The 1,346-nt window shown below is 53.0% G+C and carries 1 protein-coding gene; it reads left to right on the forward strand.

Annotated features, from left to right (window positions below; genetic code table 11):
* Positions 1 to 101: 101 nt before the first annotated feature.
* On the forward strand, positions 102 to 1,292 hold the full coding sequence (locus tag ACTQ3R_RS16495) for an IS256 family transposase (protein WP_276919276.1): 1,191 nt from the start codon (positions 102 to 104) through the stop codon (positions 1,290 to 1,292).
* Positions 1,293 to 1,346: the final 54 nt, after the last annotated feature.

Genomic DNA, 1,346 nt, shown 5'->3' on the forward strand with positions numbered 1-1,346 from the left:
CGGTCAGGTAGAATAAGTTTCGCAAAAACAAAAAAGACATGGTTTGCAGATCTCTGGTAGAATGAAGTCGCGACACACCATTCGAAAGGAGACAGCAAACCATGTCCGAGAAGATTGTACAGCTAAACGAGGAAGTTATCAAGGGGCAGCTCAAGGAACTTGTACGTGGAAGCGTAGAAGAAACACTCAATGAGCTTCTGGAGGCCGAGGCGGAGAAGCTAACCCAGGCGGCCCGGTACGAGCGTAACAAGCAGCGCCAGGGCTACCGCAGCGGTCACTACAGCCGCAACCTCACCACCACTTCTGGGGATGTCACTCTCAAGGTGCCTAAGCTCAAGGGAATCTCCTTTGAGACTGCCATTATTGAGCGGTATCGCCGCCGGGAGAGCAGTGTGGAAGAGGCTCTTATTGAAATGTACCTGGCAGGTGTATCCGTCCGGCGTGTAGAGGACATCACTGAGGCCCTGTGGGGCAGCAAAGTCTCTCCCTCCACCATCAGTGAGCTGAATAAGAAAGCGTATGTCCACATTGAAGATTGGCGGAACCGTCCTCTGCAAGGTGGGCGGTATCCATATGTCTATGTGGATGGGATCTACCTGCGCCGCAATTGGGGTGGAGAATTTGAAAATGTAGCCATTCTTGTGGCAATTGCGGTTAATGAGGATGGATATCGTGAGGTTTTGGGCGCCGCAGAGGGCATGAAGGAGGATAAGGCCAGCTGGATCAGCTTCTTCCAGTGGCTGCGTGGCCGTGGTCTGAACGGTGTGAAACTCATTGTTGGCGACAAGTGTCTTGGTATGCTGGAAGCCGTGGGAGAGGTATTTCCTGAGGCCAAATACCAGCGGTGTACCGTCCATTTTTACCGAAATGTGTTCTCTGTCACACCTCGCTCAAAGGTGAAGCTGGTGGCCAAGATGCTCAAGGCGATCCACGCTCAGGAGAGCAAGAAAGCCGCCCGAGAAAAAGCTAAGGCTGTGGTAGAGGAACTGCGCTCTATGAAACTGAAGGAAGCCGCCAAGAAGGTGGAGAATGGTATTGAGGAAACGTTGACCTACTGTGATTTCCCCAGTGAACACTGGACCCGTATTCGTACCAACAACGTGATTGAGAGGCTAAACCGGGAGATCCGCCGCCGTACCCGTGTGGTGGGCAGTTTCCCGGACGGCAACTCTGCCCTTATGCTGGTCTGTGCCCGGCTGCGCCATGTAGCCGGCACCCAGTGGGGCAACAAGAAGTACATGAACATGAAGCATCTGGAGGCGACCGTTGAGGATGCCTCCATTGCTGGCTGACTTCATTCATAACAGAGTCTGCGAACTAAAGTGCGAAAAATTCTTGACACGACC

This window comes from Lawsonibacter sp. LCP25S3_E2 (assembly GCF_052117285.1).
GTDB lineage: Bacteria > Bacillota > Clostridia > Oscillospirales > Oscillospiraceae > Lawsonibacter.